This window comes from Rhodanobacter terrae (assembly GCF_042657005.1).
Taxonomy (GTDB): domain Bacteria; phylum Pseudomonadota; class Gammaproteobacteria; order Xanthomonadales; family Rhodanobacteraceae; genus Rhodanobacter; species Rhodanobacter terrae.
In genome coordinates this window covers 89,686-107,205 of record NZ_JBHSNG010000012.1, presented here as the reverse complement: position 1 = coordinate 107,205, position 17,520 = coordinate 89,686, and the positions used below count along the sequence as shown (strand labels likewise).

The window sequence follows — 17,520 nt, the reverse complement described above, 5'->3', positions numbered from 1 at the left end:
TGGAGAATACCCGGCCCCGCGCTGCGAGGCAAAGACTGTCAGCGTCCCAGCCTGCGGTCGAAGAACTTCACCATCACGGCATAGGCCTGGCGGGATTCGGGCATTTCCGGGTCCGAGAAGAACGAATGCCACATGCCGGCCCAGACATGCAGCTCGGTGTCCACCCCGGCCGCGGCCAGCAATGCCTGGCTGTGCACGACCGAGCTCATGGTGAAGTCGCGCGTGCCGGCGATCAGCAGGGTCGGCGGGAATTTCGCCAGCAGCGCGGGCGAGTTGGCGGGAAACACCAGGGGATCGCTGGCCTTGGCGCCGTTGAAGTACGGCAGGTCGGCCAGCTGCAGCGGCCGGCCCGGCGGGGGATCGCCGCTCAGCACGGGCGCCACGTAGGCGGAATCGCCGCCGAGGTCGCTGATCGAGCCGCAAAAGGTGCCGATCGCCCCCGGCACCGGCAACTTGCTGGTGATGATGCGCGCCACCGCCTCGCCGGTGAGCACGCCGCCGGCGGAGCAGCCGTAAATGCCGATGTTCCTGGCCGGATACTGCTTGAGCAGGGCACGATAAACCGCCTCGACGTCCTCGCTGGCGGCCGGGAAGACATGCTCCGGCCCTTGCCGGTAGTCGACGCTGACGACCTTGATCCGGCCCAGGCTGGCCAGCGGGATCGACTCCACCAGCCCGCCGCTGCGCGCGCCCCAAAGGAACGCGCCGCCGTGCAGGTTGATCAGCACGCGGTGTCGCTGCGAGGCGGCGATGCCCCGCGCCGGCAGCACCACGTTGGTGGGCACGCCGCCGAGGGTCTGGGCGCGGATGCTCACCGGATAAATTTTTCGCATGCGATCGGCGCGGTCGGTGTTGATCCTGTCGTAGTAAGTGCGGCTGGCAGCGATAGATCCGATGCCCGGTGCATGCCGGCCTTGTTCGAGCATGATCTGGAACTGCCTGCGCGCCTCGGGCGAGGCGTACGCCGAGTAGGGCACGACGAAAGACGGCACGCTCACGTTGCCGTCGCGGTCGACAGGGGGCCGCTGCGTCGTCTGCGCGGCGACCGCGGCGGCACCGAGCAATCCGGCACAGCACAGGATGACCCGTGTCAGCTGTCGGGGGCGTGCTGCGGGCATGACCTTTCTCCTCGTCGATGCGGGTGGCGATGGCGGTTCAGAGTGCGTGGCGTACCAGTTCCGGCTTGCCGTCCGCTGCACGCCGGACCGTGATGTCGTAGTAGCGGCCGCGCAAGCTGACGTGCTTCAGCCTGAACGACTTCCACGGCGGCGGCAGCACCGGCGCGTACGCCTGGACCAGCCCGTCCTGTTCGATGCGCAGGCCGGTGAAGCCGTAGATGAGGCTCTGCAGCAGGCCGCCCGAGGCGGTCAGGAAATAGCCGGTGTTGTTGGTGGCGGTCTCGGTGCGCACGTTGAACGGCGGCTTCAGCACGTGGGTGGTGAGGTTGCGCTGGAACCACGCGCCGGCCGTCTTCGCGTCGCCCAGCGCGGCGGCGGCGATCGACACCGGCGAAAGCCCCATGCTGTTCGGCTCCTGCCGCGACCGTTCGATCAGCCCCATCGCGTAGTTGAAATCGTGGCGACGCACGTCGGCGCTCATCGGCATATCCAGCGAGGGATAGGCGAGCGCCGGCAACGCGGTGTCGCCCCAGGCATCGATGTCGTGCGCCACGCTTTCGTCGAAATCGAGATGGTGCCCGTCCTTCGCGGAGAACGGGATGTGCAGTTGCGCGGCGACATCCGACCAGTGCGGGTCCGGCTTCACGCCGACGACGGACGCGGCGGCGACGGCGATGTTCAGCGCCTTGCGCGCCGAGGCGTTGGTGAACGTGTCGTTCGGGACGTCGTTGTAGGCCTCAAGCACAGAGGTGACGTGCTGGATCTCGTAGCGGTGCCGGCTTGCCGCCCAGGTCGCGCGGCTGGCCCAGAAATCCGCCACGTCGCGTATCACCGGCCAGCCGTGGCGGGCCAGCCACTGGCGATCGCCGCTGGCCAGGTAATACTGCCACTGGGCGATGGCGACGTCGGCGTTGACGTGGATCTCGCGCTCGCCGAGTACGTAGGCCATGTGCGGCGTCTGCTCGCTGCCGTCCTGCGGATCGGCCTCCCACGGGAACATCGCGCCGCGCAGGCCGCGTGCCTGCGCGCGGGCTTCGGCCGCGGGCAAGGTGCGTGAGCGGAACATCACCAGCGATTTCGCCCGCTGCGGATGCAGCAGCAGCAGCGCGGGAAAGACCCAGGTGTCGCTGTCCCAGAACACGTGGCCGGCGTAGCCGGGCGTCATGCCGCAGGCACCGGCCGGCCAGGCGGTGTCAGGGGCAGTGTTGGACAACAGGTAGTAGAGGTCGGAGTGGACGACCTGCTGCGCCTGCGGATCGCCGTCGATGCGGATATCCGATGCCCACAGTTTGCTCCAGGCGTGGAGATGCGCGTCGAGCAGATGCTGGAAGCCGGCCGTGCGTGCAGCCACGGCCAGCGCGCGATCCTGCTTCGCGTCGTCGCCCCAGCCTGCGCGCGACAGCGCGACGAATTTGGCGAAGGCGTAGGTCTGTCCCTTGCGCACTTTCACGGTGAGGTTCAGCGCCAGCCGATAGGCGCTCCGATACACCCGCAGGGCGGTGGGCTGCAGGCCCGCGGGCAGATCGATCGCGGCCGCCTCGGCCATGGCCAGGCCTTGCTCGGCGTGGCCGTCCAGCCACAGCGTGCGGTCGCCCGTGTCGCCATCGGCGGTGGTGACGTGCGTGTCGCCGTGGTACCAGAGCGCCGCGCGGTCGGGCGTGGCCGGTGCGACGGGTTCGAGCTTCAGGTTGTTCGCCGCCATCGCCTCCTGCATTTCATCGCCGCTCAGGCGCGTCAGCGGGAAACGCGGCTGATGCGGCGCCCACAGATTCAGCGCAAACGACAATTCCACCTCGCCGTCGAACTCCGGCGTGATCGACAACCGGGTCGCGGCGAGATGCGGCGACGCCTGGCTGACCAGGCTGAGTACCTCGATACGCGTTGCCCGGCCATGGTCGAGGTAGCGGTAGCGCGTGGTGAGCGTGCCGTCGTGCAGATTCAGCTGCTGCCGGTAGTCCTGGAACACGGCCGGACTCAGCGCGGCCTGGTTGAGCCAGAAGTGGCCGGCCGGCGAGTTGCCCGTGCTGTAGTCGATCTCGCTCCAGCCGGGCACCGCGGCGGGACGCGCGATATCGCCCTTCGCATAGTCCATGAACGCGACCAGGTAGGCCAGATTGCCCTCGGTACCGCGCGGTGCGGTCAGCGTCGACAGATAACCGTTGGCGAGCTGGCCGGGAAAGTAGCTGGCGAGGTCCTTCGCGGTGGCCGTCAGCAGAAAGCCGGGATCGGTGGCGGCCCGTGCGTCGACGGCACCGCAGAGGCCGATGACGGCCAGCGCCGCGAGGTGCCACCGCCGACGGGATGCGCGCTTCATCTCGACCTCCCGGTGTTGCCGGTCGTTACCGGCCGCACCCGGTCAGTCCGGGTGCGGCCGGGTTGCGAAGTTTCAGATCGCCGTGCGGGTCAGCTTGGCCTTGCCGTCGGCACCGCGATCGATAGTGATGTCGTAGTGCCGGCCGCGGAAGGTGATGTTCTTCAGCGTCAGCGATTTCCAGCCCGGCGGCAGCACTGGCGCATAGGCCTCGGCCAGGCCATCGTCCTCGATGCGCAGGCCGCTGAGGCCGTAGACGAAGCTCTGCACGAATCCGGCCGAAGTCGCCAGAATGTAGCCGGCGTTGTTGGCGACGGTTTCCGTGCGCACGTTGAACGGCGGCTTCAGGAAGCCGACCAGGTTGCGCTGGATCCATTCGCCGGCGGTTTTGCCGTCGCCCAGCTCGGCCGCGCCCACCGCGAGCATCACCATCATCATCTCGTTGGGATCGTCGCCGTGCACTTTCAGTTCGTGCAGCTGGAACGCGAAGTCGTTGCGGCGCACCTGCGGCGACATCGGCAGGTCGAGGTTGGGATACATCAGCCAGGCCAGCGACGAACCCATCCAGGTGATCTTGTCGTGCGGCACCGAGGCGTCGAAGTCGAGATGGCGCTGTGCCTTCTCGTCGAACGGGATGTACATCTTGTCCGCGATGACCGACCACTGCGGGTCGGCCTTGGCGCCCACCTTCGCCGCGGCCTTCACCGCGATCCGCAGCGCCTTGCGTGCCGCGGCGTTGGTGAACGAGTCGTTCGGCACGTCGTCGTAGGCCTCGTCGGGCGAGGTGACGTGCTCGATCTCGTAGCGGTCGTGGCCCTTGTCGTACGTCACCCGGCTGGCCCAGAACTGCGCGATCCCGCGGATCACCGGCCAGCCACGCTGCTTGAGCCATGCGTCGTCGCCGCTGGCGAGGTAGTACTGCCACTGCGCGATCGCGATGTCGGCGTTGACGTGGATCTCGCGGAACACGCCGTAGGCGAAGTGCGGGGTGTAGTCCACGCCGGTTTCCGGGTCGGCCTCCCACGGATACATCGTGCCCTTCACGCCGTACTGCTTCGCGCGCTCGCGCGCGGGCTGCATCGTGCGCGCGCGGAACATCACGATCGGTTTGGCGCGCTCCGGATGCAGCAGGAGCAGGGCGGGGAACACCCACGAATCACTGTCCCAGAACGCGTGGCCGGCGTAGCCCGGGGTCAGCGCACAGGCACCCATCGGCCAGGCCGTATCCACCGTGGAGTTGGACAGCAGGTAGTACAGGTCCGAATGCACGGCGCGCTGCACTTGCGGATCGCCGTCGACCACGATGTCGGACTTCCACAGCCCGTGCCAGGCGGCCCGGTGTTCAGCCAGCAGCCGGTCGAAGCCCTTCCGGCGCGCTGCCGTGGCCAGCGCCACGTCGTCGCTGGCCTTGCCGCCCCAGTCCTGGCGGGAGGCGGCGATGTACTTGGTGAAGGTATAGGTCTTGCCTTTCTGCACCTTGACGACGAGGTTCAGCGACAGCTTGTACAGGCTTTTTTCCAGCTTCGCGTCCTCGACCACCAGGCCCGGCGGCAGGCCGATCGCCGCGGCTTCGGCCATCGTCAGGCCGTGTTCGGCCTGGCCGTCCAGCCACAGCGTCAGCTCCTTGGCATCGCCGTCGCTGGCCGCCACGCGGGTGTAGCCGGGGTACCACACGGCGGCGCGGTCGGGCGTGGGCACCGGCTTGTTGTCCAGCGTCTGGCCGCTGGCGATCACCGCCGCGATCATCTCGTCGCCGCTCATGCTGGCGATCGGAAAGCGCGGCTGGTGCTCCGACCACAACCGGATCGGGAAGGTCAGCTGCACGCTGCCGTCGAACTGCGGCGTGATCGTGAGCCGGGTCGCCGCCAGGTGCGGCGAGGCCTGGCTGACGAAGGTGGTGACTTCGACATCGGTAGCCTTGTTCGCATACTCGAAGCGGTAGCGGGTCGACAGCGTGCCGTCGTGCATGTCCAGCGTCTGCTTGTAGCCGGTGAAGATGTTCGCTCCCAGCCGGGTCGAATTGAGCCAGCCGCCGCCGGGGTTGTAGTCGATCTCGCTCCAGCCGGGAATCGCGGCAGGACGCGCGATGTCGCCGGGCTTGTAGTCCATGAACGCGACCATGTACGCGCGGTTGCCCTCGGTGCCGCGCACCGAGGTCATCGTGGAGAAATAGCCGTTGGCCAGGTAGCTGGGGAAATATGTGCCGAAATTCTCCGCGGTGCCGGTGAGCAGGAAGCTGGGGTCGGTGGCGGCCGCGCGAGTACCCGTGCTGGCCAGCAGCAAGGCCAGCGCAATGCCGGGAAGCAGGTGGTGGCGTGGCGAAATCATCTCGGCGTGGCTCCTCGGGGCAAGGTGTGGTGCAGTCGTCGGCACGCCGTGCGAGTCGCACCGATGGCGAGGGACTCGCGGTGGCCGGGGCTCATGGCAACGCTTCCGTCGGCGCGACGGCCAGCACGGCGGCGCGGTCGGTCTCGCGCTTGAAGAAGAACAGCGTGACCAGGATCAGGCTCATCGGCAGCAGCGAGAAATAGAACGCGTGGATGCCGTCGAAGCTGGCGAACACACGCGCCGTGATGTACGAGCCCATGGTGCCGCCGAGCGCGGAGAACACCACGATCAATCCGGTCATCGCCGCGTGCATCGGCTTGGGCAGCGAGCTCAGGGCGACCGAATTGATCACCGGGTAGATCGGTGCCATCAGCAGGCCGAGCAGCGGGATCAGATAGGCGGCGGCCGGCGCGTTGAACCAGCCGACGTCCGGCCGTGCCTCGACGCCGCGGGCCAACGGCAGCACCAGCACGACCAGCACGCCCATCGCCACCACGCACACGTTGAGAAGCACGTGCCAGCGCACGCGCTTGAGCACGACGCCGGCACCGATGCGGCCCAGTGCGGTCATGCCGGCGAGGATGCTCGCGAACTGGATGCTCATGGCGTTGGGCAGCTTCAGGATCTCGCTGTTGAAGGTGGGCAGCCAGGTGCCGAAGCTCTGTTCGATCAGTACGTAGAGGAACGCCGAGGCAAGGAACACATATACCAGCGGCCGCACGAACAGCCGCAGCATCTCCATCAACGAGTCGGCGAAGGAATTGTTGTGTCCGTGCGCATGCGCCGCGCTCTCGTCGAGCCGGCTGCCGGCCAGCAGTACGATCACCAGCGCGCACGCGCCGGCGATCAGCCAGTACACGTTGAACCACACCGGATTGCCCGGATGCGTCGAGTCGACGAACGCACTGAATATCCAGTTGCCGCCGAGCACGCCGACCATGAACAGGCCTTCGATGGTGTTGGTCAGCCGCGAGTGGCCCACCCGGTCGGTGGTGAGCAGGCCGATGGAGGAATACACGCTGACCTTGGCCATCGCAAAGCCGACGCCCACGCAGGCGAACAACAGCCGGGTGGTCAGGAAACCGGGATAGAGCGGCATGAGCACGCAGGCGCCGCCGACGATGGCCAGGGCCAGCATCATCGAACGCCGGTAGCCGAACATCGGCAGGAACGAGGCGACCAGGAACGAGGTGAACGCGATCGTGAGATCTTTGTAGCGCTCCAGCGCGCTGGCCTCGGGCTTGTCGATGCCGAATGTGGCGATCGACTGCAGGATCACCGTGCCGACGCTGTTGAGCAGGGTCGCGAAGATCATGTAGATCAGCGCCAGCGCGACAATCATGCGGATTCGGTTCATGTCATCCCCAATGGTACGGCCTGTGCGGTTTCGGTAAGAACGCGATCCGCACCTTCTTAGGCATGACCCGGACTGCGTGTGCCGCCGAGCCGTCGGATGGTTGTCGCGGGTGGTTCTGTGCTCAACAAGACGCCAGGTCCGGCCCGCGGGTCCGTTCTTTCCATCGAACAAACCCGGGGCCGGCCTGGATTGTACAAACGGGTTCCAGATCGGTCCGTCGCTGCCCGCTGCGCCGATCGGGCTCCTGCCTGATCGGCGGTGGGCCATCCATGGCCCCGCGACTCAACAGCTTGCTAGAACAGGTACTTCACCTGGAAATTGACCTCGCGGCCTTCCAGCGGCCGGGCCAGGATCACGCCGCCGGCAACAGCGGTACCGAAGATGCGCGAATTGCTCTCGGTCAGGCCCAGTTCGTTGGTGATGTTGGTGCCTTGCAGGCGCAGCTGCCAGTTCTTCTCGATGTTGGCGATCACACCGAAGTCGTAGGTGTGATACGTGCCCAGCTGCTGCAGGCCGGACTGGTCCTGGGTGTGCGGGCCGACATGTGTATAGGTCACGAAGGCGGTCACGTCGCCCCATGCGAACGGGATCCGGTAGCTCGGCGTGAACATGTAGCGGACCTTCGGCTGGCGCTGCAGCTGCACCCCGTTGATCGGCGCGCAGCCATTCACGCCGGTGACCACGTTGGTGTAGGGGAAGCACGAGCTGTTGTGCGTGTAGTGGCCGTCCAGGTAGTTCGCCACCAGCGACAGTTTCAGGTTCTCGACCGGGGTGAGCGCACCGCTGACATTGATGCCCTTGGAGTCCGAACCGTACAGCCGCTGGCTGCCGTTCTGGACGCCGGCGCCGTTGGTGGGCGTGAAGGCGAGGCCGTTGAATTGCTTGTGATAGATGCTGATGTCGGCATAGACCAGTTCCGACTGGTACTTGAAGCCCGCTTCGATGTTCTGGATCTTCTGCACCGGCGCCGTATTGCCGGTGGTATTGCCGCGCAGCGCGTTGTCGAAGTCGCCGAAGTGCACGCCCTTGTTGCCGCGCACGTAGACGCTCATGTTGTCGGCCAGCTCGTAGTTCGCACCGACGGTCCAGGAGGTGTGGGTCTTGTTGTAGTCGGTGCGCGAGTAGGTGCCGTTGCAGACCGGAACATTGTTGTTGTAGAGCGTGAGCGGGTTGTGATCCAGATCGACATTGGTCAGGTTGCAGACGGTGTTGGAGGCATCCTGGTTCTCCAGGCGGGCCGACGCGTCGAACAGCCACTTGCCGAGGTGCCACGAATCGGACAGGTAGAACGCCTTGTTGGTGGCCTTGCCGCTCTCGGTGATGTTGTAGCCGCCGTTGTCGAGGAAGCCCTGGCTGTCGGTCAACTGCTTGGTCTGGCCGCCGTCGACATAGCTCACCGCGATCGGCCGCGCGTTCGGCGCATTGGTCATCAGCATCTGGTTGCCGAGTGCCCATTTGTCGTCGTCGGTGTAGTGCGCCAGGTACAAGCCCGCGGTCAGCGTATTGCCGTCGAAGATCTCCTTGCTGACGCGGAAGTCGTTGTTGATGTTCTTCAGGTGCTTGTGGATGTACCACCAGCCCTGGTGGATCACGCTCTGGTTCGGATCGACCGCGCCGCCGCCGCCCGGGCCGGCGTAGGTCGCCGTCGCCGAACCGGCCGGCAGCGCGAAACCGCCCTGGCCGGTCGGGGTGTTGTACAGCTCGTCGTTCAACGACGCCGGGTTCGAACCTGAGAACAGCGCGTTGGTGTCGACATCGCCCGCGTCGATGAGGAACTTGTCGCTGATCGTCCAGCTGCCCAGGTCGTAGTCGAAGTTGCCGCCGAAGAAATTCATCTTCGCGCCGCGGCCGTTGGCGAGGTCGGCGTGGGTGCCGCCGCCCGGATAGCCGGCCAGGAACACGTGCTGGATGTACTTGCTGTTGTAGGTACCCGTGAGCGGATCGAAACCGGGGTAGGCGCTGAACTTGTCGGTGCCGTTCTGGATCAGCGGGATCGGCGTGATGAACTGGTTCTTGTCGTTCAGTGCACGCGCATACAGCGTCATCGTGCCGTTGTCGGAATCGTGGGTCAGCGTGGCGGTGAACTGGCCGCCCTTGTCGGCCGGGAACTGCGGGTCGCGTACACCCTTCGAGTCGCGGTAGAAGCCGCCTACGCTGCTGTACCAGTTCGGGGCGAGCTGGAAGCCGTAGAAGCCGTCGACGCGCTTCAGGTTTTCCGAGCCGTAGGTGACGCCGATGCTGCCGGACGGCACCTCGGTGCCCTGTTTCAGGATGAAGTTCTCGGTGGCGCCGATCTGGCCATCCGCGAAGACCACCGACGGGCCGCCCTGCAGAATCTCGACGCGTTCGATGGTGTCGTCGAGGCGGAAGATCGAGGTCTGCTCGAAGAACGACAGGGTCGGCATGCCGTACAGCGCCGAGCCCATCAGCTGCACCGTGTTGAACGGCGCGTCGCCGCCGCCCGGAAAGCCGGCGATCTCGATGTTGGCGCCGGTCTGGCCGCCGGTGGATTCAGGCCACAGGCCGGGGGCGATCTTCAGCAGATCGGCCGTGCTCTTGGGATTGGCCTGCTTGATCTGTTCGGCACTGGCGGTGGTCAGCGTATAGCTGGCGTCGATCTTCTTCACGCCGGTGGCCGAACCGGTTACCACGACCTGTTGCAGGGTCGTGGTGGTCTTGGTGTTGGCCTGCCGCGGCGGGACCTTCTTGGCGGCCGCTGGCGCGGGGGCCGTCGAGGTGTCCTGCGTGTTGTCCTGCGCCATGGCCGTCGCGGACATCAGGATGCCTGCGATGGCTGCCGACAGCATCAATCGGGTCATTTGCTTGTTGTTGTTCATGCCACTTCCTCCCCATCAGTTTCAGTTTGGGTCGTGGCCTGTCTCACGACAGGTCCACGCCAGTTCGTCGTTCGGGTTGCCGTAAAAATGTCCATATCGAATGCCGCGATACTCGGTAACACCAGATCCGCCTCGGCCAATACCTGGCTTTGGCCAATTCCCACCGCCGCCATCCCCGCGGCGCGAATGCTGGCGATGCCAGCCGCGGCGTCCTCGACGCCGATGCACTCGTCCGTCGCCACGCCCAGAGCGCTTGCCGCGGCGAGGAAAATTTCCGGATCGGGCTTTGAGCGGCTGATCCGGCTGGCGTCGACGATCACGTCGAAAAGGTCGGCGATGCCCAGCCGCTCCAGCAGCAAGCTGGCGTTGCGGCTCGCCGAAGCCAGCGCCACCTTGAGCCCGGCCCGGCGCACCTGTTCGATCGCCATGCGCGCGCCCGGCAACAGGTCGCGCGGTCCGAAATGCTCGATTTGTTCCCGGTAATAGTCGTTTTTATGTGCAGCCAGCGTATGTTTCTCGGTTTCCGTGTAGGTACGCGTCGCAGCCTGCAGCAGGATGTCCAGCGAGCCGAGGCGGTCGACGCCTTTCATGCGTTCGCCGGTGGCGTCGTCGAACGGCACGCCGATCTCGCCGGCCAGCCTTTTCCAGGCGGCGTGGTGGACCACCGCGGTATCGGCGATCACGCCGTCTAGGTCGAAGATCACCGCTTTCAGGGGCGCCGTCGTCGCCTCGGCGAAGCCGGCGCACTTCAGCCGCAGGGGCTGGCCCGCGTGCAGGCGTTGCGGCAGCCCGTCGTGCAGGAAGGTGAGTGCGCTGCCGTCGGTCAGCGTGTACAGCGCGCCGTCGCGATCGACCTCGATGCGCAGATGCGCATCGCGCCAGCGCAGGCCGAAGCGATAGCCCTTCCATGCCGCCGGCAACCTGGGCGCCAGCGCGGGCAGGCCGCCATGCACGCGCAGGCCGCCGAAGCCCCAGGTCAGTGCCAGCCAGCTGCCGGCCATCGCCGCCATGTGCAGGCCGTGCGCCGCATTGCCGTGCAGGTCGTCCAGGTCGACGCGCAAGGTGTCCAGGAAATAGCGATGGGCCTTGTCGGCGTGGCCGACCTCGGCGGCGAGCACCGCAAAAGTGGACGCCGACAAAGTGGAGTCGTGGACGGTGACGCCTTCGTAGTAATCGAAGTTGCGGCGCTTGGCGGCGACATCGACCTGTTCGCCCGCCAGTACCAGGGCGAGCAGCGTGTCGGCCTGCTTGCAGACCTGGTGCCGGTAGATGGTGAGCGGATGCAGCCGCAGCAGCAGCGGCTGCCGGTTCGACGGGGTGGCGAGCTCGGCCGGCAGGAGCGGCTTGTCGAGGAAGCCGTCGTCCTGCGGGAAGATGCCGAGCGCGCCGTCGACCGGCAGATGCATCGCCTGGGCGGCGCGGCGCCACTGGGCTGGCTCATCGGCATGCAGGGCGATCCGTGCGCAGAGGGCGGCATGTTCGGCCGGATACGTCAGCGCCATCCAGTCGGCGACGTTGGCGGCATCCTGCAGGTGCCGCTGCGCCAGCCGGTTGGTGTAGTGGTTGTTGTCGACCAGCGCGGAGTATTCGTCCGGTCCGGTCACTTCATGGATGCAGAACGCGCCGCTGCGGCGCGTGCTGAAATGTCCGATTTCCAGCCAGATGCGCGCGGTCTCGATGATCATCTCGGCGCCGCGTTCGCGCAGGAACGCCTCGTCGCCGCTGGCGTCGACGTAGAGGCGGATCGCCCAAGCCACGGCGGCATTGATGTGGTATTGCGCCGAGCCGCTGGGGAAGTAGGAGGAGCACTCGTCGCCGCTGATCGTGCGCCACGCATAGAGCGCGCCGCGCGGGTGGTTGAGCTCGCGCGCGTGGCGGCGCGCGTTGTCCAGCGTGCGATGGCGATAGGTCAGCATCGCGCGCACCAGCTCCGGCGCCAGGGTGGCCAGCACCGGCAGCATGAACACCTCGGCGTCCCAGAAATAATGGCCTTCGTAGCCTTCGCCGGTGAGGCCTTTGGCGGCGGTGGTGCCGTGGCTGTCGCGGGTGCTCGACTGGAACACATGGAACAGGTTGAAGCGCAGCGCCTGTTCGGTCGCCGGGTCGCCTTCGATGGCCAGATCGGCCTGCGCCCAGAACGCCGACAGCACCTGAGCCTGCCGCGCCAGCAGTGTCGGGTAGCCGAATGCGATGGCCGTGTCCAGCGAGATCTGCGCGCGCCCGAGCAGGTGGCTTGACTGATCCCCGCCCTGGGCGCTGGCGAACGGGGCGGTGAATGCGTAGGCGACGTATTTGTCCAGGGTCACCGTCTGGCCGGGTGCGAGGACGCCCTCGTAGACCTGGGTGACGCCGTGCGGCGCCAGATTCGCGTAGCGGAATTGCAACTCGCCGGCGTACTGATGCCGCTGCGCGCAGATCAGCCGGATGCCGCTGTGGGTGGTCTGCTGGCCGACCCAGGCGAGGTCCTCTTCGGCGCGCGCGTCATAAGTGCTCAGACCACCGTCGATGTGGCTGCCGATGCGCGGATCGGAGCCTTGTTCAGCGGCTTCGCGCGCAGTGCTGATCGACGATTCCAGCGTGATCGGGCCGCTGTAGTCCAGCGAGCGCACGCGGTAGTGGATCACCAGCAGCCCGGCGTCCTCCAGGCTCACGATGCGCTCGGCCTCGATCTCCAGCGTGGCGCCTTCCGGCGACCGCCAGCACAGCCGGCGCCGGTAGCATCCGCTGCGCAGGTCGAGCGTGCGCTCGAAATGCAGCCACTCGCCCTGGTCGAGCCGCACCGGCGTATCGCCCAGGCGCAGATGGATGCGTGCGGCATCGGCGATCGGGATGCGCGTGTCGGTGTGGCTGGCGAAGCCCGGAAACCGTTCGTGGTACTCGATCGGCGTGCGTTCCCATACCGCGGACAGCAAGGTGGCCTGGCTGTCGCTGTCGCTTTCTTCCAGGTTGCCGCGGACGCCCAGGGTGCCGTTGGCCAGCGCGAACAGGCTTTCGTCCTGCGCGAAGCCGGCCGGATCGGTGCCGTGACGGGTCAGCAGCCAGGGGTCGGGCGCTGCCTTGCCCCCGATTGTCGGCGCCTGAACGTCGAACGGCACCGCTGCATAGTGATCCACGATCCGGTCTCTCTTTCCGCCTGACGCATCAGGCCGGTCGGCCCGCAAGGTTGCGGCTGGCGGCGAGCTTGGCATTAAATGTTATCGGTATCAAGATATCGATAACATTTTGTTAGGCGGGCTTGGGAAAAGCCGTTTTCCGGGAGTCGAGCGAAGTGAATTCACCGATTCGGACGGTTTCGGCCCGCTTTGGCGGCGCGTGTCACGGCCGCGCAGGGCGAGGTTGCATCGATGGGGCGAATGTCGACACACTGCCGGCGTCGGTTCGGTCAGCGCTGCAGTTCGGCAGCGCCGCGGCACCGCACCCATCGGGTCAGCCAGCAGGGGTCGGATAGTTGAGCAAGAAAGGCGCGCGCAAGCATGCGTCGGGCAGCCTGACCATGGCCGACCTGGCGCAGCTGGCTGGAGTATCCAAGATCACGGTCTCGCGGGCGCTGGGCGACAGTCCGCTGGTCAACCCGGAGACCAGCGAGCGGATCCAGGCGCTGGCGCGAGAGCACGGCTACAAGCTCAACATCAGCGCGCGCAACCTGCGCCTGCGCCGCAGCCATACGGTGGCGGTGATCGTGGAGATGAAGCCGTCCACCGATCGCACCATGCTCGATCCTTACCCGCTGGTGCTGCTGGGCGGCATCTCTCAGGAGCTGACCGCAGCCGGCTACAGCGTGCTGCTGACCACCCGGCAGGGCGCCAGCGCGGCGGCGGTGCAGGCCGCCGACGGGTTGATCCTGCTGGGCCAGGGCGTGCATCAGGACGCGGTGCGTCGATTCGACAAGCTGCACCTGCCGATGGTGGTGTGGGGCGCGCAATCGGCCAGCGATACTCACGTGGTGGTGGGCAGCGACAACCGCCTGGGCGGCACGGTGGTGGCCCGGCACTTCATCGCGCTGGGGCGGCGCCGTCCGGTGTTCATCGGCAATCCCAGCCATCCGGAGATCTTCGCGCGCCTGAATGGCTTCGTCGACGCGTTGGCGGTGCACGGCATCAAGCCGCTGCTGATGCGGCGCGACGAGTTCACCCTGGACTCGGGCATGGACGCGGTGCGTTCGCTGCATGCGCGCAAGGTGGGGTTCGACGCGATCTTCGCCTGCAACGATCTGCTGGCCATGGGTGCGATCCGGGCCACGCTGGACCTGGGGCGCTCGGTGCCGGCCGATGTCTCGGTGGTCGGCTACGACGACATGCCGCTGGGCGCCAGCTTCCTGCCGCCGCTGAGTTCGGTGCGGCAGGATTGGCAGGAAGGCGGCATGCTGCTGGCGCGCAAGGTGCTGGCGTTGATAGACGGCGAGCGGGCCAGTTCGGAAAGCCTGCCGGTGAGCCTGATAGTGCGCTCGACCTGACCGGTTCAGCGCGCGGCGGTGGTCTGGGTGGTTTCGGCGGGATCGGAGGGGCTGCGCGCCGGCGGCGTCAGCACCAGCCGGAAACAGCTGCCGCCGCCGGCCACGCGCACGTATTCCAGCGCCGCCTGGTTGGCGTCGCTCATCTGCCGGGCCAGGTACAAGCCCAGGCCGGTGCCGTATTCGTGGGTGGTGTAGAACGGTTCGAAAATCTGCGCGGCCACTTTCGGCGCGATGCCGGGGCCGCGGTCGATCACTTCCAGGATCGGCAGGCCGTGCTCGCCTTGCCGGGTCACCACCATCACCCGTGCCGGCTCGCCGGGCAGGCGGCCGTAGCGCAGCGCGTTCTGCACCAGGTTCCATACCACCTGCTGCAACTGTTGCGGATCGGCCACCGCCGCTACCGGAGCGCCGCTGCCGGCGATCGCCCGCAGCGAATCGGCGCCGAGGTCGTTGCCCTGGCTGTACTCCTCGACGAAGACCTGCGCCCAGTGGCCGAGATCCAGCGTTTCCGGCCGCGAGCGCTCGCGCCGCGACAGCTGCAGGATGTTCTCGATGATCTCGTTGAGCCGGATGCAGTGGTTGTTGATGATTTCGACCATGCGCTGGTCGGTGGAGTCCATGCTTTTCGACTCGGCCAGCAACTGCGCCGAGTAGCGGATCGCCGCCAGCGGATTGCGGATCTCGTGCGCGATCGAGGCGGACAGCCGGCCCAGCGAGGTCAGCGTGAGTTCTTCGGCGCGGCGCGACAGCAGCGAGGTGTCGTCCAGGAAGATCAACACGTGCGAGTCGTCGTTCGGTGCCAGCCGGGTGAAGCGCGGCACCACTTCGGGCACGCCGTCGGCGAGCTGGGTGGCGGTCTCGTCCAGCTTGCCGGACGTCATCCAATGGTAGAGCCGGCGCGACAGTTCCGGCGCCAGCTGGCCCAGGTCGCGCTGGTCGGCGCCCGGGTTGCCCATCAGCATCCATGCCGACTCGTTGATCTGGTGGATGCGGTTGGCGTCGTCGACCAGCAGCACGCCGGTCTTCATGCGCCGAATGATCAGCTCGTTGACCTGGGCCAGGTTGGCCAGGTCGGTGCTGCGTTGCTCGGCCAGCGCTTCGGTGGCGCGCAGTTGCCGGCCCAGCACATGGCACAAGGTGGTGGTGGCGAAGTAGGCGAGGCCGAACAACGCCGCCTCGAGCAGGTCGCGGTCGCCGCGGCTGTTCGCCGAGGTGTCGAAGAAGGTGTGCCCGAGCATGCCCAGCGTGGCCAGCGCGGCGAAGAAGCTGGACAGCCTCAGCGGCAGGATCAGCGCACCGGCGCTGAGGTTTACCGCCAGCATCATCGCGATACCGATGCGCGCATCGTTCATCGCGGTGATCGTCAGCACGGCGGCCGCAATGTCGACCACCAGGGCGGTCGCCACGGCCGTGCGGGCATACGGCATGCTGCGCCGGTTCAGCAACAGCGCCAACAGCGCGAAGATCAGGTACAGCGTGGTGACGGTGCGGGCAAAGCCGGGTTCCGCCAGCTGCGGCCAACCCAGCCCGGACGGACCGAACGCCAGCCCGCAATACACCAGGGCCTGCACCAGCCGGAACACGTTGAGGAACGACAGCTCGTGGCGAATCGTTGCCGGGTTTGCGGACGAGGCAATGAAAGGCGGTGTGCTGGACACGTGGCTGGGCACTCTGTGGCGGTTCCAGCCGAGTATAGACGGGCTGGCCGGCGCCGTGCCGTGCGTGAAACCGCATGAAACCGGCCTGCGCGGGCGTCATAACAGCCCGCTCTTTCCATTGCCGCCCGCTTCCGCGAAAATGAGCGGCCGTATTGCGCGGTTTCTGCCAGTTCGCGCGGCAGGCGCACGACCTCCGGGCCATGCACCAATCCGCCGTCCGACCTACTCACCCACGCGGTTTTTGCACGCGTGCAGTCGCCATTGTTTCTCCGTTCGCTCGAGGTATCGAATGAATTTCCACGAATACCAGGCCAAAGAACTGTTTGCGCAGTACGGCATCGCCGTGCCGCCGGGCAAGATCGCCAACTCTCCCGATGCTGCCGTCGACGCCGCCAAGGCGCTGGGCGGTACCCAGTGGATGGTCAAGGCGCAGATTCATGCCGGCGGCCGCGGCAAGTCAGGCGGCGTCAAGTTCTGCCGCAGCTTCGACGATGTGCGCGCCGCCGCCAAGGGCATGCTCGGCACCCACATGGAAACCTACCAGTCGGCCGGCCGCGCGCTGCCGGTGAACCTGGTGCTGGTGACCGACGCCACCGATATCGCCAAGGAGCTGTACCTCTCGATCCTGGTCGACCGCGACAGCAAGGCGATCTCGTTCATCGCCTCCAAGCACGGCGGCGTCGACATCGAGCAGGTCGCCAAGGAGACTCCGGAAGACATCCACACCATCGTGATCGACTTCGTCGAGGGCCTGCAGCCGTACCAGTGCCGCCAGCTCGGGTTCGCGATGGACCTGACCGGCAAGCAGGTCAACCAGCTGACGAAAATCATGCTGGGCCTGTACAAGCTGTTCAACGAACAGGACCTGGCGCTGGTCGAGCTGAACCCGCTCGCCGTGCTGGAAGACGGCAATCTCGCCGCGCTCGACGGCAAGGTCAACTCCGACGACAACGCCGAGTTCCGTCACCCGAACCTGGCCGCAATGCGCGACCTGACCCAGGAAGACGCCGCCGAAGCGGCCGCGCTGCAGAACAACCTCAACTACGTGACGATGGACGGCACCATCGGCTGCATGGTCAACGGCGCCGGTCTGGCGATGGCCACCATGGACGTGATCAAGCTGGCGGGCGGCGAGCCGGCCAACTTTCTCGACGTCGGCGGCGGCGCCACCAAGGAGCGCGTCACCGAGGCGTTCAAGCTGATCCTGTCCTCGGACAAGGTCAACTGCATCCTGGTCAACATCTTCGGCGGCATCGTGCGCTGCGACCTGATTGCCGAAGGCATCATCGCCGCGGTCAAGGAAGTGGGCCTGAAGATTCCCGTGGTGGTGCGCCTGCAGGGCACCAATGTCGATCAGGGCCGCGAACTGCTGGCCAATTCCGGCCTGGCGATCACGCCGGCCGATGATCTCAACGACGCGGCCCAGAAAGCCGTGGCTGCGGCCAAGGGCTGAGGAGC

General features: G+C 66.6%; 9 protein-coding genes. 2 read left to right on the top strand and 7 right to left on the bottom strand.

Annotated elements, in window-relative coordinates; translation table 11 throughout:
* Nucleotides 1-38 precede the first annotated feature (38 nt).
* The 6 genes from ACFPPB_RS12600 to pgmB all read right to left on the bottom strand — a co-directional run bounded on the left by ACFPPB_RS12600 (nucleotide 39) and on the right by pgmB (nucleotide 13,064).
* Nucleotides 39-1,118, bottom strand: a complete 1,080-nt coding sequence (locus ACFPPB_RS12600) for an alpha/beta hydrolase (RefSeq protein WP_377327565.1) — start codon at nucleotides 1,116-1,118, stop codon at nucleotides 39-41.
* Between the two features lie 37 nt (nucleotides 1,119-1,155).
* Complete coding sequence (locus tag ACFPPB_RS12595) at nucleotides 1,156-3,432, bottom strand: glycoside hydrolase family 65 protein (protein WP_377327563.1); 2,277 nt, start codon at nucleotides 3,430-3,432, stop codon at nucleotides 1,156-1,158.
* A gap of 72 nt (nucleotides 3,433-3,504) precedes the next feature.
* A complete protein-coding gene (locus ACFPPB_RS12590) occupies nucleotides 3,505-5,754 on the bottom strand; it encodes a glycosyl hydrolase family 95 catalytic domain-containing protein (protein ID WP_377327605.1) in 2,250 nt (749 codons plus the stop codon).
* A gap of 94 nt (nucleotides 5,755-5,848) precedes the next feature.
* Nucleotides 5,849-7,114: an MFS transporter gene (locus tag ACFPPB_RS12585; RefSeq protein ID WP_377327561.1), complete on the bottom strand. Its 1,266-nt coding sequence runs from the start codon at nucleotides 7,112-7,114 to the stop codon at nucleotides 5,849-5,851.
* Between the two features lie 293 nt (nucleotides 7,115-7,407).
* On the bottom strand, nucleotides 7,408-9,951 hold the full coding sequence (locus ACFPPB_RS12580; protein WP_377327559.1) for a TonB-dependent receptor: 2,544 nt from the start codon (nucleotides 9,949-9,951) through the stop codon (nucleotides 7,408-7,410).
* Nucleotides 9,948-13,064 (bottom strand): beta-phosphoglucomutase, encoded by a 3,117-nt coding sequence (gene pgmB, locus ACFPPB_RS12575; protein WP_377327557.1) that lies wholly within the window; start codon nucleotides 13,062-13,064, stop codon nucleotides 9,948-9,950. Before pgmB ends, ACFPPB_RS12580 begins: the two co-directional genes overlap by 4 nt.
* A 335-nt stretch (nucleotides 13,065-13,399) precedes the next feature.
* Between pgmB and ACFPPB_RS12570 the strand changes: the two genes are divergently transcribed.
* Nucleotides 13,400-14,404: a LacI family DNA-binding transcriptional regulator gene (locus ACFPPB_RS12570; protein ID WP_377327555.1), complete on the top strand. Its 1,005-nt coding sequence runs from the start codon at nucleotides 13,400-13,402 to the stop codon at nucleotides 14,402-14,404.
* 5 nt (nucleotides 14,405-14,409) lie between these two features.
* Here ACFPPB_RS12570 and ACFPPB_RS12565 read toward each other — a convergent pair whose 3' ends face one another.
* Nucleotides 14,410-16,062 (bottom strand): sensor histidine kinase, encoded by a 1,653-nt coding sequence (locus ACFPPB_RS12565; protein ID WP_377327553.1) that lies wholly within the window; start codon nucleotides 16,060-16,062, stop codon nucleotides 14,410-14,412.
* Between ACFPPB_RS12565 and sucC the strand changes: the two genes are divergently transcribed.
* Nucleotides 16,040-17,515, top strand: a complete 1,476-nt coding sequence (gene sucC, locus ACFPPB_RS12560; protein ID WP_377327551.1) for an ADP-forming succinate--CoA ligase subunit beta — start codon at nucleotides 16,040-16,042, stop codon at nucleotides 17,513-17,515. The two genes, ACFPPB_RS12565 and sucC, sit on opposite strands and share 23 nt — an antisense overlap.
* Nucleotides 17,516-17,520 lie beyond the last annotated feature (5 nt).

What these genes read in the sequence shown, in the direction of transcription:
- ACFPPB_RS12600 (WP_377327565.1), bottom strand. Translation starts at nt 1,118, where the DNA reads ATGCCCGCAGCACGCCCCCGACAGCTGACACGGGTCATCCTGTGCTGT.
- ACFPPB_RS12585 (WP_377327561.1), bottom strand. Translation starts at nt 7,114, where the DNA reads ATGAACCGAATCCGCATGATTGTCGCGCTGGCGCTGATCTACATGATC.
- ACFPPB_RS12595 (WP_377327563.1), bottom strand. Translation starts at nt 3,432, where the DNA reads ATGAAGCGCGCATCCCGTCGGCGGTGGCACCTCGCGGCGCTGGCCGTC.
- ACFPPB_RS12580 (WP_377327559.1), bottom strand. Translation starts at nt 9,951, where the DNA reads ATGAACAACAACAAGCAAATGACCCGATTGATGCTGTCGGCAGCCATC.
- sucC (WP_377327551.1), top strand. Translation starts at nt 16,040, where the DNA reads ATGAAAGGCGGTGTGCTGGACACGTGGCTGGGCACTCTGTGGCGGTTC.